At 45.1% G+C, this 24,747-nt stretch carries 21 protein-coding genes and 1 rRNA gene; 3 read left to right on the top strand and 19 right to left on the bottom strand.

Annotated features, from left to right (window positions below):
- Positions 1-20: 20 nt before the first annotated feature.
- The 16 genes from K5620_RS03000 to K5620_RS02925 all read right to left on the bottom strand — a co-directional run bounded on the left by K5620_RS03000 (position 21) and on the right by K5620_RS02925 (position 16,671).
- On the bottom strand, positions 21-1,250 hold the full coding sequence (locus tag K5620_RS03000; RefSeq protein ID WP_016400719.1) for a type II secretion system F family protein: 1,230 nt from the start codon (positions 1,248-1,250) through the stop codon (positions 21-23).
- Positions 1,250-2,998, bottom strand: coding sequence for a GspE/PulE family protein (locus K5620_RS02995; RefSeq protein WP_016400718.1), 1,749 nt, complete (start codon positions 2,996-2,998; stop codon positions 1,250-1,252). The genes K5620_RS03000 and K5620_RS02995 overlap by 1 nt, the downstream gene beginning before the upstream one ends.
- Positions 2,999-3,001: 3 nt before the next feature.
- Positions 3,002-4,222, bottom strand: a complete 1,221-nt coding sequence (locus K5620_RS02990; protein ID WP_016400717.1) for a tetratricopeptide repeat protein — start codon at positions 4,220-4,222, stop codon at positions 3,002-3,004.
- The gene (locus K5620_RS02985) at positions 4,219-5,124 is read right to left on the bottom strand and encodes an ExeA family protein (RefSeq protein ID WP_016400716.1); all 906 of its coding nucleotides are present in this window, start codon (positions 5,122-5,124) and stop codon (positions 4,219-4,221) included. Before K5620_RS02985 ends, K5620_RS02990 begins: the two co-directional genes overlap by 4 nt.
- 10 nt (positions 5,125-5,134) lie before the next feature.
- A complete protein-coding gene (gene mshL / locus K5620_RS02980) occupies positions 5,135-6,850 on the bottom strand; it encodes a pilus (MSHA type) biogenesis protein MshL (protein WP_040306926.1) in 1,716 nt (571 codons plus the stop codon).
- A 3-nt stretch (positions 6,851-6,853) separates the two neighbouring features.
- Entirely contained in the window at positions 6,854-7,192 is a 339-nt protein-coding gene (locus K5620_RS02975; protein WP_016400714.1) for a hypothetical protein, read from the bottom strand.
- Positions 7,185-7,838 carry a type II secretion system protein GspM gene (gene gspM, locus K5620_RS02970; RefSeq protein ID WP_016400713.1) on the bottom strand — a complete coding sequence of 218 codons (654 nt, stop codon included), beginning with the start codon at positions 7,836-7,838 and terminating at the stop codon, positions 7,185-7,187. The genes K5620_RS02975 and gspM overlap by 8 nt, the downstream gene beginning before the upstream one ends.
- The gene (locus tag K5620_RS02965; protein ID WP_040306924.1) at positions 7,831-8,442 is read right to left on the bottom strand and encodes a PilN domain-containing protein; all 612 of its coding nucleotides are present in this window, start codon (positions 8,440-8,442) and stop codon (positions 7,831-7,833) included. Before K5620_RS02965 ends, gspM begins: the two co-directional genes overlap by 8 nt.
- Positions 8,439-9,320, bottom strand: coding sequence for a hypothetical protein (locus tag K5620_RS02960; RefSeq protein WP_016400711.1), 882 nt, complete (start codon positions 9,318-9,320; stop codon positions 8,439-8,441). The genes K5620_RS02965 and K5620_RS02960 overlap by 4 nt, the downstream gene beginning before the upstream one ends.
- A 191-nt stretch (positions 9,321-9,511) precedes the next feature.
- Entirely contained in the window at positions 9,512-11,404 is a 1,893-nt protein-coding gene (locus K5620_RS02955) for an EAL domain-containing protein (RefSeq protein ID WP_040306923.1), read from the bottom strand.
- Positions 11,405-11,551: 147 nt separating this feature from the next.
- On the bottom strand, positions 11,552-12,046 hold the full coding sequence (ilvN, locus tag K5620_RS02950; RefSeq protein WP_016400709.1) for an acetolactate synthase small subunit: 495 nt from the start codon (positions 12,044-12,046) through the stop codon (positions 11,552-11,554).
- Positions 12,046-13,764: an acetolactate synthase 3 large subunit gene (locus K5620_RS02945; RefSeq protein WP_016400708.1), complete on the bottom strand. Its 1,719-nt coding sequence runs from the start codon at positions 13,762-13,764 to the stop codon at positions 12,046-12,048. The genes ilvN and K5620_RS02945 overlap by 1 nt, the downstream gene beginning before the upstream one ends.
- 283 nt (positions 13,765-14,047) lie before the next feature.
- Positions 14,048-14,203, bottom strand: a complete 156-nt coding sequence (locus tag K5620_RS02940; protein ID WP_194164074.1) for a hypothetical protein — start codon at positions 14,201-14,203, stop codon at positions 14,048-14,050.
- Positions 14,204-14,219: 16 nt separating this feature from the next.
- Entirely contained in the window at positions 14,220-15,326 is a 1,107-nt protein-coding gene (locus K5620_RS02935; protein WP_016400706.1) for an MJ1255/VC2487 family glycosyltransferase, read from the bottom strand.
- Positions 15,327-15,338: 12 nt separating this feature from the next.
- Positions 15,339-15,827: a phosphatase PAP2 family protein gene (locus tag K5620_RS21785; protein ID WP_016400705.1), complete on the bottom strand. Its 489-nt coding sequence runs from the start codon at positions 15,825-15,827 to the stop codon at positions 15,339-15,341.
- Between the two features lie 187 nt (positions 15,828-16,014).
- On the bottom strand, positions 16,015-16,671 hold the full coding sequence (locus K5620_RS02925; RefSeq protein WP_016400704.1) for an NAD(P)H-binding protein: 657 nt from the start codon (positions 16,669-16,671) through the stop codon (positions 16,015-16,017).
- A gap of 177 nt (positions 16,672-16,848) precedes the next feature.
- Between K5620_RS02925 and leuA the strand changes: the two genes are divergently transcribed.
- Together leuA and K5620_RS02915 are read left to right on the top strand one after the other, a co-directional pair.
- A complete protein-coding gene (gene leuA, locus K5620_RS02920; protein WP_016400703.1) occupies positions 16,849-18,423 on the top strand; it encodes a 2-isopropylmalate synthase in 1,575 nt (524 codons plus the stop codon).
- Positions 18,424-18,445: 22 nt separating this feature from the next.
- Positions 18,446-19,408 (top strand): hypothetical protein, encoded by a 963-nt coding sequence (locus K5620_RS02915; RefSeq protein ID WP_215426353.1) that lies wholly within the window; start codon positions 18,446-18,448, stop codon positions 19,406-19,408.
- Here the strand turns inward: K5620_RS02915 and K5620_RS02910 are convergent.
- Together K5620_RS02910 and K5620_RS02905 are read right to left on the bottom strand one after the other, a co-directional pair.
- Positions 19,392-19,670 carry a PilZ domain-containing protein gene (locus tag K5620_RS02910; protein ID WP_016400701.1) on the bottom strand — a complete coding sequence of 93 codons (279 nt, stop codon included), beginning with the start codon at positions 19,668-19,670 and terminating at the stop codon, positions 19,392-19,394. The genes K5620_RS02915 and K5620_RS02910 overlap by 17 nt on opposite strands.
- A 10-nt stretch (positions 19,671-19,680) precedes the next feature.
- On the bottom strand, positions 19,681-21,066 hold the full coding sequence (locus K5620_RS02905) for a PhoH family protein (RefSeq protein WP_040306921.1): 1,386 nt from the start codon (positions 21,064-21,066) through the stop codon (positions 19,681-19,683).
- A 222-nt stretch (positions 21,067-21,288) separates the two neighbouring features.
- Here K5620_RS02905 and K5620_RS02900 point away from each other — a divergent pair, with 222 nt between their 5' ends.
- Positions 21,289-21,783: a hypothetical protein gene (locus tag K5620_RS02900; RefSeq protein ID WP_215426352.1), complete on the top strand. Its 495-nt coding sequence runs from the start codon at positions 21,289-21,291 to the stop codon at positions 21,781-21,783.
- Between the two features lie 108 nt (positions 21,784-21,891).
- On the opposite strand, the gene K5620_RS02895 is transcribed toward K5620_RS02900, so the two are convergent.
- Positions 21,892-24,692: ribosomal RNA gene (locus tag K5620_RS02895) — 23S ribosomal RNA — on the bottom strand.
- Between the last annotated feature and the right edge of the window lie 55 nt (positions 24,693-24,747).

Below are 24,747 nucleotides of genomic sequence, written 5' to 3'. Positions count from 1 at the left end.
AATAACTCATGCTGATTCAATTAACCACCTCTTACCGCGCGCATCATGTCCCACATTGGGGTAAAGATGCCAAGTGCAAGAATCAGTACCATACCTGCGACCACTGTAATCAGTATTGGTTCAATACGCGCTGTTAAGCTCTTTAAATCATAGTCTACTTCGCGCTCGTAAAACTCGGCCGCTTCAGTAAGTAATTCATCGACTTGCCCGGTTTCTTCGCCCACCGAGATCATCTGTAATACCAAAGGTGTAAATAACTCACTGGCAATCGCGTTACGCAGTAAACTTTCGCCACGTTCAATGCCGCGGCGCATTTCAACAATTCGCTCAGCCATGAACGCATTATCAACAGCGCTAGCCACTAATGACAAGGCTTGGTTAAGCGGAACCCCAGCTCCCACCATCATCGCAAAACTGCGCGAGAAACGAGCCAGTAACGAGCGCTCTATCACCGAGCCAACAACTGGTAAGCGCAATCGCGTTTTGTCCCATAACATACGGCCTTTGGGAGTACTTACATACCAGCGCACCAAAAATACCGAGCCGATAGTTAGCACCAGTAACAAGGGCCAATAGTTAACAAAAAAGTTGGAGGTGCCAATCAAGATCCTTGTAGCTAAAGGCAGTTCCACGTTAAAACGGCCAAAGATTTCAGCAAACTGGGGGATCACAAAAATGTTTAGAATCACCATGGCGATAACAATCGCTAAAATCACAAAAGTGGGATAACGCATCGCCGTTTTGATTCGCTTACGAGTATCCATTTCAAGCTCAAGATACTGAGACAGCTGCAAAAATGCTTGCTCTAACTGACCGGTATTTTCGCCAACATGAACAATACTCACAAACAATTGAGAGAATACTTTAGGGTACTCCGCCATGGCGGTAGACAAGGTTCGCCCGCTACTCAACGCATCAGATACGCCAGCCAAGGAACGACGTAACAGCTTACTATGAGCGGTTTCGGCTAAGCCATTAATGGCGCGCATTATTGGAATGCCAGCCTTAGTTAACGAATACATTTGTCGAGTAAATACCACTAACTCATCAAGCTTTATTCGCCCTTCCCACAAAGTACTAACATCTAAAGAGCCTAAGCCTTCGCCCTTGCCTTTACCCTCTGCGATTTTAATTGGGGTAAGCCCACGGCGCAGCAAGCTCTCTGCCGCAGCATTTTGATTGGCAGCTTCAATGTCGCCATTAATCAGGCGACCAGTGCTATCGCGAACTTGATAGCGAAACAAAGCCATTATTGAGCATCTTCCTGAGCATTAGTAACGCTGCCATAAACGTCAATTTCTTCTACCAAACGCAGCACCTCTTCAACCGCAGTAACCCCTTTTTTAGCGTAATCTAAAGCAGCTAATGACAAGGGGCGGTAATTTTTCGAGGCTTTTGCAGCCTTAGAAAACTCATCTGGGTCATCTCTACGCAAACCTTCCATCATTGCGTCATTGAGCTCAAGCATCTCAAACACACCAATTCGGCCTTTGTAGCCAGTGTAGTTACAGCTTTGGCAACCGTGCCCCTTGTAGAAGACCTGTTGGCTTAAATCTTCATTACTAATGTGCTCTAGCCAAACTTTTTCTTCTAGTGAACTCGTATGTTCCTGCTTACAGTTTTCACATAGTCGGCGAACCAATCGCTGGGCGATAACCGCTCTTAAAGAACTTGCCACCAAGTAACCCGCTGCACCCATATCGATTAAACGTAAGGCGCTGGTTATCGCATCATTGGTGTGCAGTGTTGTTAATACCAGGTGACCGGTTAATGCGCCTCGCAAGCCAATTTCCACGGTTTCTTGGTCACGCATCTCCCCCACCAGCAAAATATCAGGGTCTTGACGCAAAGTTGTACGCAAAATATTGGAGAAATCGAGGCCAATTTTGCTGTTTACTTGTACTTGGTTAATCCGTGGCAGTCGGTACTCAACCGGATCTTCCACGGTAATAATTTTCGACTCAGGCTGGTTCAACTCACTCAAGGAACCATACAAAGTGGTTGTTTTACCACTACCTGTTGGGCCAGTTACCACTATCATGCCGTGAGGGCGATGAAGCTGACGACGATAACGCTCCATAATGTCAGCTGGCATACCGGTTTGCTCAAGCGACAATATACCTGCCGATTGATCTAACAAACGCATCACTACTGATTCGCCGGCCTGAATAGGCATTGTTGATAAACGTACATCGATGGAATGGCCACGTACTTTAATATTAAAACGGCCATCTTGTGGTAAACGTTTTTCGGAAATATCCAAGCCCGACATCAACTTTAAGCGCAACACCATGGCCGAGGCAATTTGCACCTCATTAAGCACACTTTCTTGCAACACGCCGTCTACCCGTTGACGTATTCGCAGTACTTTTTCATCTGGCTCAATGTGAATATCTGAAGCGCCCACCTGCACCGCATCCTCAAACAAGGACTGAAGCAGCTTAACAACGGTGGTTTCGTTACTCTCATCATCTGCGGTAGCGAGGCCAATATCAAACTCATCGCTACTGGCATATTCTTCTTTTAGCTCTTGAGCAAAACCTTCAATTTCGCGGGTTCTACGATAAAAACGGTCAAAGGCTTCGACAACCTGAGACTCCCTTGCCACCACATATTTAAGCTGATGAGGAGCCAACAACGATGCTAAGGTGTCAATTGCCGAGAGGTCGGCGGGATCGGAAATAGCGACGGTTAACACGTCGCCATCTTTGTGAATCACCAATGCGCGCAAGCGGCGAGCATGCACTTCGCCCAACAACACCACTGCGTTGGCATCTACCGAAATCTGCGCTAAATCAACAAACGGGATACCTAACTGACGCGCCAAAAACTCCAGCAATTGCACCTCGGCAATTACTCCAAGCTCAATTAAGGTTGCACCTAGTTTTCGACCCGACTGTTTTTGCTGCGCTAAGGCACTCATTAAATCGGCTTCACTGATCACCTGCTCGCTAACCAACAAGTCACCTAAGCGCATTCGTAATTTGGGTTGTGCCATCGATTACTGCTCCAACTGTCGAATGCGATTAACCACAAAATCGCGAGAATTACTGGAAAGCTGTCCCATAAGTTCAGCTTGCTGATACGCAGCTAAGGCTTCTTGATAACTGCCAAGCTTATCGTTGGCAATGGCGTACCCCAGCCACCAGCGGGCGCGTGAAGGTTCATGCTTAACGAGTTTTTGATAGCTAGTTAAAGCCAATTCCTGTTTATCTAAACGTTGCGCTAAACCCGCTAACATCGCGTAATAATCTACATTGCCGATTATGCTAGGTTCAGCACTTTCTAAATAATAAATAGCCTGCACTAGATTGTCTTGTTGTACAAAAATTCGCGCTAGCATCACTCTAAACGAGCCACGCATTGGGCTTAGTTGTAAACCTTCTTCAAGCAAGCTAACGGCAGAGCGCAATTCTCCACGACCAAACATAAGGGCTGCAAGCTGCTCTCGTACTTCATGCGCTTGGTGGTCAAGCTGCAAGGCTTTTTGGAACTCTTTGCGGGCTTCGTCCGGTAGATTTTTATCTAAAGCCTGAAAACCGCGGCGAGTGTATAAGGCCACTTGCTGCTCACGGGTAAGCTTTAAAGGTTTAATCTCTAGCGCTGATTCTTGTTCGGCTTGCGGCTTGTCTTTAGCTTCAGCCGAGGGCTGCTTAGCCATAGCGAGCTCAGTCTTTTTCGGTTCTTTTGCTTTGGCTTCCACCGACTTATTGTTTGGCGCTTGTTTTGTTTCAGGCTCGGCAAGCACTTGAGAAGTTGTTTCCACTGCCACTGTTGGCTCAACTTTAGGCGCTGTTACAACTATTGCAGCTGTAGGCTCAGCTACCTGTTTATTTGAGTCGGATTCAAGGCCAGATTGTTCGGCTGAATTAGCATCTACGCTAACTAAAGCCTGCGGTGTAGCAGCCTGGCTAATCGGCTCAGCCAGTTCTACATCAATGGCTTCGGCCACCGCTTGTAACTGTTCAGTTTCGGATGAAACGGCCAATGGATTAGCTTTTTGAGCTGCTTCAGCCACTACTTCAACGTCACTGCCCACTTCAATATTCTTAAAATAACGCAGTGCTAACCAAGCCGAGATAGCCAAGGCGATTAATACTAAAGCCATTAGTATATAAGCTCTGGCACTTTTGCCGCTATCTTCAACCAAAGGAGACATGCTTTGCGGATTGCTATTTTGACGCTTATCCAGATCTTTTAGCATTTGGTTAATTACGCTCATAGTGACAAACTCCACCATGCTGCTGCCGCAACTGCGACACAGGCGCTTGCCGCGAGAACTAACCAGGTTGTTTGGCTTTGTGGCCTTACCGCATCTTCTGTATCAGCCACTGCTTGTTTAACCATTTTCACACTAACCTGTTGAGCGCCCTGACCATAACAAAGCATTAATACTTTATGGGCCAATATATTGATTAATCGAGGGATCCCGCGGCTAGCTCGTGTAAGCATCTTTAAGGAAGCAGCAGTAAACAAAGGGCCACCTCGATAACCGCTTAAGTGCAAGCGATGCTGAATATAGCTGGCCACTTCATCCTTTTCTAAAGCCCGTAGGCGATAAGAAAAGGTTATACGTTGGCGTAATTGACGTAATTGTTGGCTAGCCAAGCGCTCATCAAGTTCTGGCTGACCAAATAAAACCACGTGCAACAACTTGCGCTGCTCTGTTTCTAAGTTACCTAATAAGCGAATCACCTCCAAGGCCTCATCGCTTAGGGCTTGCGCCTCATCAATAAGCAGTACAACTGGGCGCTGCTTGCTGGCTAAATCAATTAGGTGATGATGAATGCTTTCTAATACACTATGAGATGACGCTGCCGCATCAACTTGCAAACCTAGCTCACTGGCTAGCGCCGCATGAATTTGCTCTGCAGATAAGCAAGGATTTGGCAAATAAGCAAACTGGTAATCATCGCTCATTTCATTAAGCAGTTTTCGACATAACAGGGTTTTGCCTGTGCCTACTTCACCACTTACTTTAATAAAACCTTCACCCGATTTAAGCGCCGTTTGCAACACTTGAATAGCTTCGTCATGAGGCAACAAGGCTTGGTACAAACCGGTATTTGGTGTTAAACCAAAAGGGGCTTGTGAGAGGCCAAAATGTTCGAGATATACCGCCACCAATGTCCGCCTAGTTATCTTCTGGATACCAAGTGTTTAACAACTCTTGTGATTTTTGCAGTTCGTTTTGCCAAGTATCTTGGGTAACCACTGTTGGCTGAATCAAAATCACTAGCTCGGTTTTTTGGTTTGATACCGCACGGTTGGTAAACAACTCACCTAAACCAGGAATAGAACCAATAAACGGCACTTTAGAGACTATTTCTTCCTGTTTAGAACTCATTAGGCCACCAATAACCACCACATCACCAGAGCTAGCTTTAATTACCGTATCTGTTTCTCGAATATCGCTTTGTGCCAGTGGTAAATCCAGGCTATCCGCATCGCTACCAAAGCTAATTACTTTACGTTGCTCTTTTACATCGGTAACCGAAGGGTGAACATGCAACAACACTTCGCCTTGGTCATTAATTTGTGGGGTAACATCTAAGGCAACGCCAGAGAAGAACGGCGTTAGCTCCACACTTGGATTAGTAACAGGGTTAGTACCGGTAATAGTGGTATTGGATACGTCGGTGACAAAGTACTCATCGGTACCTACTTTAATCACCGCTTTTTGGTTGTTGGAGGCTGTGATTCGTGGGCTAGACAGTACGTTTACATCACCCTGAGTTTGCAACAGTTTTACCACAGCTTGGAAGTTGCCGTCGGTAACCGTTAAGGCACCGCCGCCACCCAGCACGCTACTGATGGCATCGCCAGGAATTTGCGACACGCTGTTAAACAATACTTCTGTAGAACCAAATACGTCACCAGCATTGGTCCAATCAATGCCTTGCTGGTAACCGTCGCTCAAGGTCACTTCAATAATCTTGGCCTCTAACACCACTTGGCGTTGCAGGTTTTTCTCTGAGTGACTTAAGAAGGTTTTAATGGTACGAATTTCGTCAGGAAAAGCGCGAACCGTCACTAAACCGGCTTGCGGGCTAACCACAACCATTCTTCCATCGTTGGCGTAAGAGGTATCGTTACCACGATCACGGCGCATGTTTATGCCTATCATGCCGCGTAGGGTTTCTTCTAATTCATACCAAAAACGCGTTTCAGTAGCCGACTCAATCTTGGTACCGTTGAAGCTATCACTGCGATTAGAGCTGCTGTTGTTATTGTTGTTATTCGAATAGTTGTTAGACGAATTATTACTTGATGAGTTATTCGAGTAGTTGTTACCCGAACTGTTATTGTTGTCGCTGTCACTGCCGGTTATACCGCCGGAATTAATACGCGTACGAGTATAACCATAACGCTCTAGCATCAAGTAGTTTAATGGAATGGTTTCGATGCGCATGCCGGCCGGATATACATGCAAAATTTTGCCGCGACGCTTAATGTCGTAACCATACATATCAGCTACTACATCAATCGCTTCTTTAAGCGTTACCTCTTTAAGTTTTAAGGTAATTTGACCTTCTACACCTGGATGTAAAGCCACACTCAGCGGCGAGCCTTTAATCAGTGCGGGGAAAAACGCTTTAGCATCTACATTACGGGCATTCACATCGAAGCGGTGTTCAACTTGCAATAAGTTACCGGGCTGCAAGGCTAGCTCTGGCATTAGCTCAGCTTCAACTTCCGCTGGAAGCTCAGGAGCACTGATGGCGTTATCCGTTGGCACTTGGGCCTCGGAAATTGCTTGCTTAGCTTCTACAGGATCGGGGCGATTAGTGCTTTGACAAGCACCCACCAATACCACCATACAACCTATAAAAATCCGTTTGATATACATGTATTACTGCCCCTGCACAGTGACGCGTTTTACCGACACCTTGTCCAATTTGATTTTATATTGCTTACCCGCTCGGGCTAACACCACATAATCTTGGTGAAGTCGGCTTAAAGTAAAGCCGGAAATATTTTGATTTACTGCTACAAAGCGCTGATTAAGAATAGCGCCTGGTTGCTCACCACCGACAATAATTGCCTGTAAACTCGGTAACGCTGCTCGCTTGGTGGTGCTAGTATGCTTGCTGTTGTTTGGTGGCGCGGTAGGATCGCTCAAAGAGCTAGCGTAGCCATTGCTAGCTATTAACGAACACCCCAGCAATATCAAGCAAAGAGATTTAACCACTGATAAAGTCCTTATTGGTACTTAAGGTATATATGTCGATAGTGATATCTGCCTTGGGATACTCGTCTACTTGATAATCAATTAGTTGCCACAAAAATCGCTGCGGAAGCTCTTCAACAATCTGTAAATACTTAAGTAATGGAAAATACCCGCCACTGAGTTTTAAGCGGATCCCATGTCGATAAAAATTTAAACTATCGGGATTGCTTTCTTCACTGCTTAATACTGGCTTTGGTGCTAAAGAGTCCATAGCCACTAATACTAAGCCTGGGCTTTTTTGCAATAACTGCTCGAGTACTTCCGCCATTTGCTCAACAGGAATCAAGCCAGCTTGCTGCTGCTCTAGTGACTGGTCGATTTGCGCCAATTGTATTTTTAACTGTTTTAGCTGTCGGCTAATATCCTGGTTGGGATCTTCACGTAATTTGTTGTTACTAAACTCGATCAGGTTTACGTTTTCGTTGTACTTTGCATTTGCTTGTACCAGCTCTTTTTCTGCTCGCGCTTGCTTTAAGCTCGCAGGCTCTATCCACAGGTAATAACTGGGAAGCACTACAATAACCAATCCGGTTATGAAAATAAGTACCCGTTCTCGAAGGCTTAAGGCGGCAAAACGTAGCTGCCATTGTTGCCATTGCTCACTCACTGGCACCTCCTAGCATACGCTCGTCATGGTTAGAGCCGCTTAAACTGAAGTGCAATTGTTGTTGCTCATCGCGATAAATTTTCAAACCGGCAAACTGCTGCTGTGACAAATCAGGATAATGTTTAAATTGCTTCAGCCATTTGGGCACCGCATCGCTACTAGTTGATTGACCAGCCAAAGCCATTTTGCCTCGCTGGATGCTAATTTGGGTTAGCCAAATCTGCTGGTCTTGAATAGATGCCAAGGCCGATAAAGAAGAAGAAAAGCCGTTGTTCGCATAACTTTGACCTTGCAAGCGTTGTTCAAGCAGCCGTTTTAGTTTCAACTCTTGCTCAGCTAAGCTCAGTTGCTGTTGCAATTTCGGGTCCACAGCTCGTTGTTCTATCGCTGCTTTTAGCTGAGCAAGCTGCTGCTCTTGCGAGTTAACTAGTTTACGTTGAGCGGCAGCCTTAACAACGGCGGAACCTGTTTGTTGCTGTTGCCAAAAACCCCACGCTAAAGCAATTATACCAACCAATAACCATAGTCCTACGGCTTGCCTTAAGGAACCACGCTCTGGTTTGGGTCTGAACTCTTCGGTATAGAGGTTAATCCTTGTTTTCACGACAGCACCCCTTCTTGTAAGCCGGCAAGAGCAGGGATTTTATAGTATTGGTCACTAGACTCTATCGCCGAGATATCCAACAAGGCGACGTTGGGGGTCAGATTCTGCTGTAGCTGTTGGGCTATTTCATCGCAAAAGCGGCTAGGAATGGCTAATTGAATATGGCTTACATCGGGCAGTTTCAAAGTGGCACTAATGTAGTCGATAGAACGTTGTAGCTCTAAACTTAAACTGTCGAAGAAAGTTTGAGTAAATTCAATCTCCTGCATTTTTCCTAAACCAGAAAATGCCCGCAGTTGCCGAGAAAAACACACTTGCCCTTGGCGCACTACTATCAGCTCTAAATCTCCGGCTTTTGGTTGCCACAGCAGCATTTGGCAACGGTCGTTGTTTTCCAACAAGTTAACTGCAGCCAACGTTTCAATTGTAATACCTTCAAGCTGAATATCTTGCTGCAGAGCTATTTGCACTAGCTGCTGAATAATCTGTTTACGCACACAAACAACATTCAGCTTTTCGCTAGCCATGGGAGTGGTAGGAGCTTGATAGTAATCGATAGCTAAATCGGGGATTTGTTCGGCGACCATATCTTTGATGGTCCAAGGCACTGCGCCTGCTAACTCTTCATCAGGAACGCTAGGCTTTTCAACCTGAAACTGCTGGTAGTGCTGGCTACCCAATACAAACACAATTTGATGGTCACTGGATAACTGAGCTTCCTTGCATAAACTAGCAAAGGCTGCAGGCCATTGTTCAATAGAATCAATAGCTTGCTCAAAGGTTTGTTCATTTTGATTAGCCAGAACCAAAAAGTCAGGGCGCAAATAAGCACTACAACGAGTTTTTGCGGTATTTCTTCGCCAAAACGCTAAGCCCATCGAGTCACTGTCCTTTGATGATATCCATGTCAAACACTAGTCATCTAGTCTAAACTTTTCTTTTATTTTTTAAAGCATTGGCCGACAAATATGTGCTAATTCTCAAGATTAAAAGCGGTATATCTAGTAACTGTAGATTAGCTATACAAATACCACACTTATTCATCAAATAAATCTAAGCTAAGTGTGAGTTAAATAGGCTCGGGTTTACTAAACAAAAAGCCTTGAGCATGATGAACGCCTAAACGCTGCAAAACTCGCCACTCTTCATTACGTTCAACACCTACTGCCATCACTTGCACCCGACCTGCACAACTGGCTACCAATGAGCTCACGGCTAACTGATTAACTTGCCGCACTTGAATATCTCGAACCAAACTAGTGTGCAGTTTTAAGTATTCCAACTTAAGCTCGCTAATGTATTGAGTGCTAACAACACGCTGACCTGCGCGCTCAACAGCCAGCTTAATACCTTTTTTATTTAAGGCTTTTAAGCGTAGCATTTCAGTATCGTTGAGTTGCGATAGCTGGGTTTCAGGAAACTCCAGCACCAGCTTTTGGCATTCTTTAAATGGAACAGAAAATACCCATTGTAGTAAATCACGCATTACCGACTGCTTAATCACAGTCGCTATGTTTAAGTTAATACTAATGGGCTGGCGAGAGTATTTAACCTGTTGCATCGCAAATTTTAAGGCATGCTGATCAAAATCAGCCTGCAAACCACTTTTTTCAGCCCAAGGTAAAAATACACCCGCGTTAATCACTTCACCTTGGTAGTCGGTAATACGCGCAAGCAGCTCTTTGTAACAAACGCGTCCATCCTCATCAAAAACTTCTTGTTGATAATAGTGCAGCGCCTCGTTACTAAGCACATGCTGCAGTAAAGTACGCCAACGCACCGACCCCTTGCCGGTTTGGGTAGAACTCAACTCACGAGGGATCGCATACCAACCATTATGTCGCTGCATCTGCGCAACTCTTAAGGCATCCTCAGCTTGCTCAATAACCAACTGCGCGTTATCACCATATTCATAACCCGCGATACCGATGTAGAAGAAGTCATCGGCCTCGGCCACTTCAGGCAGGGGAATGCGCTCGAGTAATTTTAAGATACCTGCTGCGGTATCTTCAGCTTCATCCAAGGTAGATAGCGGCATTAACAAGGCAAAGGCATCACCGCTGTAGCGTGCTAGGTTCACATCAATATTACGACGGGTGTACTGCTTTAAAGCCTCAGAGCTTTGCTGCAAAATTGCATCGCCTTCGTTACGTGCATATTGGTAGTTAACATCGTCCATGCCACGCAGATACACTAACAACACCGCGCCGGTGTGCGCATCGGCATCGCCAATCTCCGCTTCTAGCTGATTTAGAAAGTGAGTGCGATTTGATAGCTGAGTAAGTTCATCAACAAAGGCATTATTGCGAATAATACAATCAAAGCGACTACGCTCTTGGCGAGCTTCAATAAGTTGGGTGATCAACTGCTCAATCGCCTTGCTTGCAGCATTGGGCCATTCTTTGCCACTACCTTGCTGCACATCCCGCAGGCGACCAGCAAGAATTTGATTGCCGCGTGTTTGCAGTAGTTCAGCACCGTACATAATGCTTTTTAGCCAGCGAAATACAGCGATTAACCCTAAGGCAACAATCAGTACACCACCACCAATACCTAACATCGCTTCCGGTTCATAGGTGAGCTGTTTAAAGGGTTGTTCGACCCAAATTTGAATAAAAAAATCAGGATGAGCCGCCAAGGGATAACGGTAAGGAATTAAGTTATTGCTGTTGCCAGTGTAATTAAGCTCACGAAAGGTATAAATAACCCCGCCGCGATTAGCTACCTCAAGCACTTGAATATTATGCGCACGCAGCCAATTTGGTAACCATTGGGCAAATTCTGGTGTTTCCGGTTGAACACTCAACTGACCATCGATCACTTCAACGACTGAGCGCAACTGATGTTGTTGCTGATTAAATGCTAACTGACGGAAGGTAAGCGCACCCCCAAGCAATACCAATAGCACTGCCACCACTACGCAGCTAATGGTAAATACTATGATCCGACTGGAAAATTTCATTAAGGGTGTTCCTCACCTTCAAGCTCTTAGTCGCACCATCCTTTGGTATGACCATTGCTTGAGTATATCAGTAAATTGCAAATAGCTTGGTAATCACAAACAAAAAGACCAGCCGAGGCTGGTCTTTAGCTCAAAAGTGACCAGATATTAGGGTCGTAGCATTCTCTCGCCACGGCTCATGCCACATACACCACTACGTACAACTTCTAAAATTTCAGTTGATTGAGATAGTGTCTTTAAGCAGGCATCTAACTTCGCGCTGTCACCACTTAACTGCATCACATACATGCTTGGTGTAACGTCGACGATTTGACCGCGGAAAATGTCACAAGTTCGCATCACTTCTTCACGGGTTGAACCCGCTGCACGCACTTTAACCAACATGATCTCACGTTCTACATGCTCAGCTTCGGTGAGTTCAGATACTTTTAGCACGTCGACTAGCTTGTTCAGCTGCTTAGTAATTTGCTCGATGGTGTTTTCATCACCAAAGGTACAAATAGTCATACGTGACAAGGTTGGGTCTTCCGTGGTTGATACAGTTAGTGAATCAATGTTGAAACCACGCTGTGAAAACAATCCGGTTACGCGAGACAAAGCGCCGGCTTCGTTTTCTAATAATACTGAAATAATTCGGCGCATTATGTTCTCTCCGTTTTGCTTAACCACATATCTTTCATTGACTCGGTTTTAATCTGCATTGGGTAAACATGCTCTTCAGGATCAACCATGATATCCATAAATACCACGCGATCTTTCATCGAGAAGGCTTTCTCCATGGCTTCATCTAACTCATCAGGATGATTAACTTGCATACCAATATGGCCATAGGCCTCTGCTAGTTTCACAAAATCAGGTACCGAGTCCATGTAAGAGTGAGATTGACGGCCATCGTAGAACATTTTTTGCCACTGCTTAACCATGCCCAGCGAACGATTGTTTAGTGAAACAATTACTACCGGTACGTTGTATTGCAAACAAGTGGAAAGCTCTTGAATATTCATTTGAATCGAGCCATCACCGGTTACACAAGCAACAGTTGCATCAGGAAAGGCAAACTTAACCCCCATAGCAGCCGGGAAACCAAAGCCCATGGTGCCTAAACCACCAGAGTTAATCCAACGACGTGGCTTATCAAAGGGATAATACAAGGCAGCAAACATTTGGTGCTGACCCACATCAGAGGTTACGTATGCATCGCCCTTAGTAGCGCGATACATTGATTCGATCACTTGTTGCGGCTTAATTAACGTATCGCTTTTGGCGTAGTTTAAGCACTTACGGCTGCGCCATTCTTCAACTTGTGCCCACCAATCTTTAAGACTGTCAGCATCGTTTTTAGCGTCAGTTTCTTTAATGCATTCCAGCATTTGATCGATAACCGAATCAACCGAGCCAACAATGGGAATGTCTGCACGGATCGTTTTCGAAATAGACGTTGGGTCTATATCAATATGCAAAATAGTGGCATTAGGACAGAACTTCTTCACGTTGTTGGTTACACGGTCATCAAAGCGTGCACCTACGGCAAAAATAACATCTGCATTATGCATCGACATGTTGGCTTCGTAAGTACCATGCATACCCAACATGCCCACAAAACGTGAGTCTGTAGAAGGGAAGGCACCTAAACCCATTAAGGTTGAGGTAACCGGCATGTTGAATATTTCAACTAGCTTGCTAATTTGCTCGCCAGCTTCAGCCATAATTGCGCCACCACCAATGTATAACACCGGTTTTTCGGCTTCGGCTAAGGCTTTAACCGCTTTCTTAATCTGCCCTTTGTGACCCGTTAGCGTTGGGTTGTAAGAACGCATGCTAACTGATTTAGGATATTCATAAGGGAACTTAAGTAGAGGGTTTTGAACATCTTTAGGCAAGTCGATAACCACCGGACCAGGACGACCAGTAGATGCGATGTAATAAGCCTTTTTGATAGCCGCTGGGATTTCCTCGGCCTTTTTAACTAAAAAGCTATGTTTTACTACGGGGCGCGAAACGCCGATCATGTCGGTTTCTTGGAAGGCATCTTGGCCAATCAAGCCTGTTGGTACCTGACCAGATAACACCACCATTGGAACCGAATCCATATAAGCAGTAGCAATACCGGTAATGGTATTTGTAGCGCCAGGTCCAGAGGTAACCAATACCGTACCTACTTCACCAGTTGCTCGTGCATAGCCATCGGCCATGTGCACAGCAGCTTGCTCGTGCCTTACCAATACATGTTCAATATCGCTACTATCAAACAGCGCATCATATACATCTAATACTGAGCCACCAGGGTAGCCAAAAATGTGTTTAACACCCTGATCTTGCAAACAGCGGACGACCATTTCGGCGCCGGATAACTTCTCCATGTTCAAGCCTCCAGGCTTTATTTATTGTAATTGTGGGGATAACTCTATTGTGTTGCGGGAAATGGGACTTAATATCCTGTCTTCCAAGGCTAGCACTTTAACGTTTCTTTACCCCCAGCGTCTACGCTTTTGTCTGCTCTTTCTATTCTTTTAAGCAGCTAATCATATAAAACAGCTCAAGCTTCTTGTAGCCACCTAAGAGTTATCTTCTAAGCAAGGCACAAAAAACCGGATGATAAGCAAGTTAACACCCGGTGATTCAGCACTACCTTAAAGCACTTAACTACTTAATAGTATCATGCTCTTCTGTTAGCCAAATTTGCTGTTCAGGATCAGAATCTTCACTCAGGGAAATACTCACCCCCATGTCGTATAGCTCTTGGATGGTCATATTGTTAGCTAACTCCATGACCTCACCGTCTTCATTAGTAAAACGCATGTTCCCTCCAAATCGTTTACCCAGACACTTTTATTTTAGTCAAGGATTCTGCAGATACCGTGCTGTCGCTCATGATATTGGCCATCAATAATTGACTCGCCGCCGGATAACTTACTTGCTGCCACATTTCACGCGCCATAGCATCTAAATCTTGCCAGGTATTGTTTCTAATGTGCTCTGCCAGAATGTTGGCCACATCGGGATAATATACCGGCTCACTTTGATCTAGCTGAAGCCATGAATCTAGTATGTAAGGTTCTAGGCTTTCGGCTATATGTGCCAGGCCCAAGCTTTGCAAAGTATAGGCATTGGTAACTTGTTCAAACTGGCCAAATAATGGCTTAACCAACAATTTTTTACCTGCCGCCATGGCTTCTGAGGGTAGTTCAAAACCAGCGTTACAAAACACCCCGGCACAGCTGCGCAAATGCTCAAGAAAGTTTTCCCGATGAATGGGTTGTAACTCTAAGTTCTCTTCTTTTCCAACTTGCTTAATTTCCGGGTGAAAACAGACAAATTGATGGCCCGTGAAACGAGTTAACAAGGGGCGGATTTGCTCTAGAGACTCAAATGGCAAATACACCAGAATTTTGCCATTGTTTGTTAGTTCATCCAGCTTTTCCACTAAGGGCGGCGCAATAGTTTGCTTAAAGTCGCACCAGTGAACACCGAGGTTATATTCACATGGCGCAAAATTACGGACTAATAATCGATTCCATAAGCCCATCTCTTTAGTGGGAATATCATGTAAAAACGCTGCTTGGTGAGAGATAGATATACTGGTTAAACCTTGCTTTTTGGCCGCCCAAGCACTCACCGGTTCAAAGTCATTAATCAGTAAGTCATAACCAGACAAATCGAGTTCGGCAAGGTCTTTGCGAAATTGTTTTAAAGAAAGATCCTTGAAGGTAGCCCATTTATCTACTTTGCCGCCCTGATGATGAAAACTAATTCCCTTAAGGCTTTTGTATTCACCAAATTCTGCCACTTTAGGCGCTTTGCCAACCCGCCCAGACATCAATACATCTACCTCGATGCCTTGCTTTTTTAAAGCGCTACATAGCAAACGAGCTCGCGTAATGTGGCCGTTTCCTGTTCCTTGTACACCATAAAGAATTCGCATTATTTGGCTTACCTAATTAATACCGTAAACAATTAACAAACCTAAACTGGCACCCGCGATAACGTCGCTAATAAAGTGCACCCCAAGCAATACTCGAGAGCAGGCAACCAAACTCGCCCAGGTAAAAGCCACACCCGCCCAAGACGGAAATATCTGAGCCACGCTGCCAGCCATAACAAAGGCCCCAGCACTATGGCCGGAGGGAAAGCTAAATCGATCGGAAGGGCGAATAAACACAGGTAAAGCTTGTGGTCGGTCTCGTCGGAAAATTTGCTTAAGCAGCAGATAGCACATTAGTTCAATAACAAATGCAGGTAAGGCGAGGCTCCAAAAGGCGCCGGCATATGAAGTGAAGGCAATAATGCCACCAAACAAGGCATAGTAATAACCATCACCAGAATGCGATACTACTCTGGCTAGGCGGGCCACCTGCGCATTAAAACGGTGCCCCAAACAGGTTGCTGAGATTGCATAATCCCACTGGCTCAATCGTTGTAACATACCAAGCTCCTTCTCGTGCTTTTCCACAGACTGGATAAAATGCTTTACCGAGAAATGAAACTAATTTTACAAATCCATGACAAAGACCCACTTGGTGACAAATTACACAAGTAGAGCTAGGTGCTTTTGCTGTAGAAGAAAATAGAACGGAGCCCAATAATAGAGTTAGAGTGTGAGGTTTATTGACTCAGCGTGGAGTAAAAAGCGCCTCTCCTTGAATAACTACCCTCACTTCAGATGGCGGCTTGTGCGCGTAGCTAAGCATGGTTGTGGCTAATTGAACTGCTTCGATACCACGCCAGCGCCGCAAAGGTGACAAATTAGCGGAGAATACCGGTTGCAGTGCTGCCACTACTTGCTCGGAAAAACGCGCCTGTGTGCGCTCGCCGAGCAATGGCCCAGGGCGAAACAGCATTAAGTGTTTAAAACCAAGGCAAGCTAACTGATTCTCTAACTCTCCTTTTATGCGCAAGTAATGAGAAGGAGACTTGGCGTTTGCGAACAAAGACGAGATAAGCAAACAGTCTTCAACATGATTGCGCTTTGCCGCTGTGGCAAAAGCTAAAGGAAGTTCTAAATCAATGGCTCGCATTGCAGCTCTGCTGCCGGCTTGGCTAAGCGTAGTGCCAATGCAAATAAATAGGCTGTGACCTTGAATCAGCTGCTGCCAACTGTCTATCATGGCAAAATCTACAACATGCTCTTCCAGTTTATCCGCATTCACACCCGTGCTTTTGCGGCCAAATACCCGGACTTTATCCCAACTTTCATCCGCTAATAGTTGCTCTAGTAAGGCACTTCCAACTAGGCCTGTAGCACCAATTACAATTGCAGTTTTAGTCAATTTATCTCTCCTGATTCAAGCTAAATTCATGCCACTACATTTGCTGTTAGCCAGTTTGCCGAGAGCTTGTTAAACTAGCCGAAAACTTGTGCATAGAAAGGCCTAAAACAATAATAAGCCTAATCGTAAACTTGTGCAGTGAAGCAAACACAAATAACAATAGACAAGGATTAATGAATGTCTGACCTAGTCAAAATTTTTGATACCACCCTACGAGACGGTGAGCAAGCGCTGGCTGCCAGCTTAACAGTAAAAGAAAAGCTGCAAATTGCCTTTGCCTTAGAGCGCTTAGGTGTAGACATTATGGAAGTAGGTTTTCCTATTTCGTCACCTGGTGATTTTGACTCAGTGCAAACCATTGCGCGTGAAATCAAAGATTCAACGGTTTGTGCACTATCGCGCGCCTTACCCAAAGATATTGATGTAGCTGCCGAAGCCTTGAAAGTGGCAGATGCTTTTCGAATTCATACCTTTATCTCAACCTCAACTGTACACGTTGAAAGCAAACTAAAACGCAGTTTTGATGATGTGCTTGAGATGGCGGTAAACGCAGTAAAACACGCGCGTAACTATACCAATGATGTTGAGTTTTCTTGTGAAGACGCAGGACGAACTCCTATCGATAACCTATGCCGCATGGTAGAAGCGGCCATTAAAGCTGGTGCAACTACGGTAAACATTCCTGATACCGTAGGTTATACCGTACCTAGCGAATTTGGCGGTATTATTTCAACCTTATTTAACCGAGTGCCTAATATCGACCAAGCGGTAATATCAGTTCACTGTCACGATGACCTAGGTTTATCGGTAGCAAACTCTATTTCAGCGGTACAACAGGGCGCACGCCAAATTGAATGTACCTTAAACGGTATTGGCGAGCGTGCGGGTAATTGTTCGCTAGAAGAAGTAGCCATGATCATCAATACCCGTAAAGATCAGTTAGGCGGTCTAACTACTAACATTAAATCTCAAGAAATTTACCGCGCCAGCCAATTGGTAAGCCATTTGTGCAATATGCCGGTGCAAGCCAACAAAGCCATTGTGGGCAGTAACGCCTTTTCTCATTCTTCAGGTATTCACCAAGATGGCATGCTGAAGAACGAAAATACCTACGAGATTATGACGCCAGAGAGCATAGGCTTAAATAAAAATAGCTTAAACCTTACCTCTCGCTCTGGTCGCCACGTAATTAAACATCGCATGCAAGAACTAGGTTACAGCGAAGAAGACTACAAGCTAGATGAGTTGTACGACAGCTTTCTTGAACTGGCTGATCGTAAAGGACAAGTATTCGACTACGACCTTGAAGCCTTAGTCTTCTTCAATAATCTACAAGATGAATCAGAACACTACCGTTTAGAGTATTTAAGCGCGCAAAGTGGCTCGGACGTTGTTTCCACAGCCACAGTTAAGCTGATAGCTGGTGAAGAAACCATACTAGAAGCGTCTACAGGTAATGGTCCTATCGATGCGGCTTACCGCTGTTTACGTAAAATCACTGGTTACGACATTAAGATAGATGATTACACCATCGAGGCTGCTGGCGGCGGAACAGCAACCGCCGAGAAAACCGATATTAAAGACGCCTTAGGTAAAGCAGATATCGTAGCCAATTACCAAGGGCGAAAATACCATGGTATGGGTTTAGCTACTGACATTGTTGAAGCATCGGCCAAAGCTTTTGTTCACGTGCTTAATCATATTCATCGCGCCGAGCAAGTGGCAAAACAAAAGCAGTCTAAATTGGGCTAGCATGTAAACAACCGGAGTCGTCATGAAAAGATTATTACTGTGCTTTATCATGATCTCCGGTTGCCTTTCGTTGTCCGCTCAAGCAGAACAGCTTCGTTTTGAAAGGAATGCCGGACACTACAACTACCTTTGGAAGGACTACCGCAACAATACTCAAACGCTTAGTTTTAGCCTATTAAATTATCCACATAAACTCACCAAATTTACCCAATATCGTCCCGAGCAAGCTCAGCAATATGTGTTAAGCAAGCTCAAGCCTAGTCTACGTAAAATAGACCCCAAACAAGCTAAAGTGAGCTTTAATACTCAACACGGTCAGCTGAGTTATCAACTGCAAGGAAATGACCAAGAGTTTATTCAAGAGCTATCACAAAAACTCGGTAAAGAAGTGCAGCAGCATTATCAAGATTACTTAACTAAGCACTATTTTGTAGAAAAACAAACTGCCGATGGCGCGATGGGAATAATGCCCGACCATAATAGGCTTGCCCAGGAAAGTGCAGAGTATTTGTTTAGCTGGCTTAATAACAGTTTGAATCAACTCGAAGACCAAGCCAAGCAACGGGAAGTAAGCAATTACCTACTAAGTTTTGTTCAATCCATTCCTTATAACGAACTGCGCTCAAAGGATCGTTTACGCGGAGCAGGCTTTCTCACACCTATTCAGGTAATTAGAAATAATGTGGGCGACTGTGACAGCAAAACAACCTTGCTAGCCAGCGCATTGAAGACCCTCTATCCACGCTTAGATGTTGCCATTATCTATGTGCCTAATCATGCTCTACTTGCATTAAACATGGCACCGCAAGCTGGTGATGAAACTGTGAGAATAGAAGGGAAGCAGTATGTATTACTAGAACCAACCGGGCCGGCCTTATTCGAGCTAGGAAAGGTGGCAAAAGAAAGTGCCCAGTACATTCATTCAGGTTTGTATACCTATCAACAAATGGACTGGGTTCCACCAGAATTTAAGAGAGAGAAGTAAACTCTACTGCGTAGTCAATATCACCATCTCCGGCGCAACGAACTACTTTACCTTTGGCGCTGAAAGGCGCAACACCTTCACCACTCAAAGCCACTTCAACTTCGTCGCCAATAGCGAGCTTTACGTCTTTAACACTAATGCCCATCCCAGTTGCACTTAGGTCTTTACATAAACCAGCATAATGCTGTTGACCAACCACAATTCGCAACTCTGCGTTAATTAGCATACGGTGAAATGCACGCTTGTTTGCTTCTCCAATCATGTTCTACCTTCTATAGTTTTTCTTCTGCAAACGAGGCTAAACGGCTCCTTACCACCCCATTCAAATACACATTTGCACTACCATCAAAATCTTTAAAACGCTCTACAATGTAGGTTAATCCCGAGGTAACGGCCGACAAATAGTTGCTGTCGATTTGCGCTAAGTTACCACAGCATACCAATTTGGTTCCTTCGCCGCAGCGGGTAATAATAGTTTTAAGCTGGGAAGCTGTTAAATTTTGACATTCATCTAAAAACACAAATGCGTTCTGAATACTGCGTCCACGCATAAAGTTTACCGATTTAAACTGAATGTTAGCCTTCTCCATAATGTAATTCATAGAGCCAGACATAGATTCATCGTGTTTATGCAACACTTCTAGAGTATCGGTAATTGCGGCTAACCACGGAGCCATTTTTTCCTCTTCAGTACCCGGTAAAAACCCAATAGATTCAGCAATTTCAGGGGTATTTCGGGTAACTATAATTTTGTCGTAGATACCTTTTTCCACCACCATTTCAAGCGCAGCAGCCATCGCTAATAAGGTTTTACCACAACCGGCTGGGCCAGTGAGAATCACCAAGTCAACATTAGGATCGAGCAAGGCATCAAACGCCATACCTTGGTAGATGTTTTTGGGATGAACTCCCCAAGCATGTTTGGCCATCAAGCGCTCATAACCCAAGTCGAGCAATTCGACATTTTGCTCGTCTTTTTTTACCACTCGCGCCGCAAAGCTTTCGGTGTCATCGATGATGTATTGGTTTACGTAACAAGGGCCAAGAATTTCGGCATCAATCACATGGTGGGTATCTCGCCCTTCTGAACTACTTTCACAATCTTTAACTCGCCCCCAAAAGCTACCTTCTAACTCAGTGAAGCCTTTTGCTAGCAAACGAATATCATCGATTAGCTGGTCGGTTCGATAGTCTTCTACACGCTCTAAGCCTGCACCTTTTGCTTTCAGGCGCATATTAATGTCTTTAGTTACCAACACCACCTGACGAGGAGCGTGTTTGTCTTGCAAATAAATAGCTGCGTTGATGATACGATTATCGGGCTCATCGGCAGTAAAGTTTTGCTGGTTCTTTTCAAGTGTATGATCTGCAAAAATCGATAACTTACCACTCACTTGGTTGTCAGCATCATTCTTCAGCTCTACACCATTTACAATTTGCTCTGGTGAGGCTGATGCAAATACGTCTTCTAATGAACGAATAGCCACTCGCGCATCTCTGCTAACGTCTTTTTGCCTATCTTTAATTCGGTCTAATTCTTCTAGGACAGTCATTGGAATAACGACGTCATGTTCTTGGAAAGAGTATATTGCGAGGGGTTCGTGCAGCAGCACGTTAGTGTCGAGAATGAACAGTTTACTTGGAGCGTTATTTTCCATATTTGCCCTCCATAGGCCAACAGGCGATGTGAGAAGTATTGCAAACGTTCAATCTCAGGCTAATTCATCCAGATAGGCATTACAAACATTTCATCTAACAGAAATGCTGACTGCTCACATTTCAGACAACTGAGTCTTTTATCACGAATTGGTAATAACAATAAATCATCATTTAGTTAGCAATGATATATTACAAACATCTTAATTCATGGACGTTATATTTTGGACCAAGCTCAACAAGCACAACACGACTCATTGACGACAGGAAAAATGTTATCAGCTCTATTTTGTATCATCATAGGTATCGTTATGCTTATGTCTAAAGACGAAGCAATAAGCTATTTAGCAATAGAATCTAACTTTGAAAGTGCAGTCGGAAAGATAGGTCGCTTAGATAGCCATAAGCACGGTGTCGATATCAGGATAAGTTATATTTTTGAAACAACTAGCGGTGATGAAATTAAAGGGGAAAGCAAAATCCTAAAAAACAGTGCCAAGTCATACTCCCAAGGTAAAGGCGTGAATATCGTTTACTCTAAATGGTTTCCAACATTTAACGAAGAAATCACTGCTCATGGCCAAAATCAAGGAAATGTTTACATTTTTCTATTTAGTCTTCTAGGGATAATCATCAGTGGGATCCACTTTATTAAATGCTCGCTTATCCAATTAAAGATTAAACAGAAATCTGATCTCCGGCAGTACCAAAACAGTTAGTTATTTTGTCTTTACCGTAATTTCGGCTTTATGCTTTTCTAAAGATCATCAGGCTAACCTTTGTATACTTATCAGGGCGATATCACAGAGTCAACTGGGTTCGAGTAGTTGATTGAGCAGTCGTTTTCTATGATATCGGGGAGGTTGTTATTTGCGGCTGTTCGCCTCACTAGATAAATGCTTTCAGCGGTTATCAGTTCGAACGTAGCTACTGGGCAATGCTATTGGCATAACAACCCAAACACCAGCGGTTCGTCCACTCCGGTCCTCTCGTACTAGGAGCAGCTCCCTCAATTCTCAAACGCCCACGGCAGATAGGGACCGAACTGTCTCACGACGTTCTAAACCCAGCTCGCGTACCACTTTAAATGGCGAACAGCCATACCCTTGGGACCGACTTCAGCCCCAGGATGTGATGAGCCGACATCGAGGTGCCAAACACCGCCGTCGATATGAACTCTTGGGCGGTATCAGCCTGTTATCCCCGGAGTACCTTTTATCCGTTGAGCGATGGCCCTTCCATACAGAACCACCGGATCACTATGACCTACTTTCGTACCTGCTCGACGTGTCTGTCTCGCAGTTAAGCTGGCTTATGCCATTGCACTAACCGTATGATGTCCGACCATACTTAGCCAACCTTCGTGCTCCTCCGTTACTCTTTGGGAGGAGACCGCCCCAGTCAAACTACCCACCAGACACTGTCCGCAATCCCGATAAGGGACCAACGTTAGAACATCAACACTACAAGGGTGGTATTTCAAGGTCGGCTCCACATCATCTAGCGACAACGCTTCAAAGCCTCCCACCTATCCTACACATGTAGGGTCAATGTTCAGTGTCAAGCTGTAGTAAAGGTTCACGGGGTCTTTCCGTCTAGCCGCGGGTACACCGCATCTTCACGGCAATTTCAATTTCACTGAGTCTCGGGTGGAGACAGCTTGGCCATCATTACGCCATTCGTGCAGGTCGGAACTTACCCGACAAGGAATTTCGCTACCTTAGGACCGTTATAGTTACGGCCGCCGTTTACCGGGGCTTCGATCAATAGCTTCGTCCAAAGACTAACCACATCAATTAACCTTCCGGCACCGGGCAGGCGTCACACCGTATACGTCATCTTTCGATTTAGCACAGTGCTGTGTTTTTAATAAACAGTTGCAGCCAACTGGTATCTGCGACTCTCAGCAGCTTAGGGAGCAAGTCCCATCACCATCAAGAGCGTACCTTCTCCCGAAGTTACGGTACCATTTTGCCTAGTTCCTTCACCCGAGTTCTCTCAAGCGCCTTGGTATTCTCTACCCAACCACCTGTGTCGGTTTGGGGTACGGTTTCGTATAATCTGAAGCTTAGAGACTTTTCCTGGAAGCAGGGCATCAACCACTTCGTGTCCGTAGACACTCGTCATCAACTCTCAGCGTAATGTAAACCCGGATTTGCCTAAGTTTACCGCCTACTGCCTTTCACGTGGACAACCATCGCCACGCTGGCCTAGCCTTCTCCGTCCTCCCATCGCAATTATACGAAGTACAGGAATATTAACCTGTTTCCCATCGACTACACTTTTCAGTCTCGCCTTAGGGGCCGACTCACCCTGCCCTGATTAACATTGGACAGGAAACCTTGGTCTTTCGGCGAGGGGCTTTTCACCCCTTTATCGTTACTCATGTCAACATTCGCACTTCTGATACCTCCAGCAAACCTTACGATTCACCTTCAACGGCTTACAGAACGCTCCTCTACCGAGCATGCAAGCATGCTCCCGTAGCTTCGGTGGTATGTTTAGCCCCGTTACATCTTCCGCGCAGGCCGACTCGACCAGTGAGCTATTACGCTTTCTTTAAATGATGGCTGCTTCTAAGCCAACATCCTGGCTGTCTAAGCCTTCCCACATCGTTTCCCACTTAACATACACTTTGGGACCTTAGCTGACGGTCTGGGTTGTTTCCCTTTCCACGACGGACGTTAGCACCCGCCGTGTGTCTCCCGGATAGTACTTAGTGGTATTCGGAGTTTGCAAAGGGTTGGTAAGTCGGGATGACCCCTAGCCTTAACAGTGCTCTACCCCCACTAGTATTCATCCGAGGCGCTACCTAAATAGCTTTCGAGGAGAACCAGCTATCTCCCGGTTTGATTGGCCTTTCACCCCCAGCCACAAGTCATCCGCTAATTTTTCAACATTAGTCGGTTCGGTCCTCCAATTGGTGTTACCCAATCTTCAACCTGCCCATGGCTAGATCACCGGGTTTCGGGTCTAATCCCAGCAACTATGCGCGCAGTTAACACTCGGTTTCCCTACGGCTCCGCTATTCGCTTAACCTTGCTACTGAAATTAAGTCGTTGACCCATTATACAAAGGTACGCAGTCACCCCACGAAGGGACTCCCACTGCTTGTACGTATACGGTTTCAGGTTCTATTTCACTCCCCTCACAGGGGTTCTTTTCGCCTTTCCCTCACGGTACTGGTTCACTATCGGTCAGTCAGGAGTATTTAGCCTTGGAGGATGGTCCCCCATATTCAGACAACATATCACGTGTGCCGTCCTACTCGATTTCACTTAAAGTAGATTTTCATGTACGGGGCTATCACCCTGTATCGCTGTCCTTTCCAGAACATTCCACTAATCACATAAAAGCTTAAGGGCTAATCCGGGTTCGCTCGCCGCTACTACCAGAATCTCGGTTGATTTCTTTTCCTCCGGGTACTTAGATGTTTCAGTTCCCCGGGTTCGCCTCGCAACGCTATGTATTCACGTTACGATACTGCATAAAATGCAGTGGGTTTCCCATTCGGAAATCCATGTCTATTACGTCTTTTATCGACTCAACATGGCTTATCGCAGATTAACACGTCCTTCATCGCCTCTGACTGCCAAGGCATCCACCGTATACGCTTAGTCACTTAACCATACAACACCTAAATGTTGTCGCTTAAATCACTTGAATAGTCAGGCTGTATAAGT

The organism is Agarivorans albus, assembly GCF_019670105.1.
In the GTDB taxonomy this organism is placed as follows: Bacteria; Pseudomonadota; Gammaproteobacteria; order Enterobacterales; family Celerinatantimonadaceae; genus Agarivorans; species Agarivorans albus.
The sequence above is the reverse complement of the archived record's forward strand: the minus strand, read 5'-3'. Positions and strand labels throughout refer to the sequence as shown.